The organism is Rhizobium ecuadorense, from assembly GCF_001187535.1.
GTDB classification, from domain to species: domain Bacteria; phylum Pseudomonadota; class Alphaproteobacteria; order Rhizobiales; family Rhizobiaceae; genus Rhizobium; species Rhizobium ecuadorense.
The window spans coordinates 1-393 of sequence record NZ_LFIO01000669.1 but is presented as its reverse complement, the minus strand read 5'-3'; the positions used below and the strand labels follow the sequence as shown (position 1 = coordinate 393).

Genomic DNA, 393 nt, shown 5'->3' with positions numbered 1-393 from the left:
GTAGAATATAGTTGACGATTAGAAATCGTTTTTCTCTTCTTTGGTTCCTTAGGTTCTCCAATCTCAGGACCGTTATTTGCGAGGATCCGCACGGTGCGAGACAGGTTTGATGGGGTGCAAGTCTTTGTCGAGGCAGTCGAGACGGGCGGCTTCGCCAAAGCTGCCGAGCGATTGTCGTTGACGCGCTCCGCGGTCGGTAAGGCCATCGCGCGTCTCGAGGAGCGCCTGGGCGTCCGGTTGTTTCACAGGACCACGCGGACGCAGAGCCTGACCGAGGATGGTCAGCAATATTACGAGCGCTGTGTGCGTGCGATCGAGGAATTGCGCGCGGGCGAGTGTCTGCTGGAATCGGGCCGGCGCGAGGTCGTCGGCAGGTTGCGCGTGTCGCTGCCC

1 protein-coding gene is annotated in these 393 nt (G+C 59.8%); it reads left to right on the top strand.

Going from position 1 to position 393, the window contains the following annotated elements; translation table 11 throughout:
• Nucleotides 1-93: 93 nt before the first annotated feature.
• Nucleotides 94-393: LysR family transcriptional regulator (locus AF337_RS12805; RefSeq protein WP_152971043.1), on the top strand; the 300-nt coding region annotated here is incomplete at its 3' end.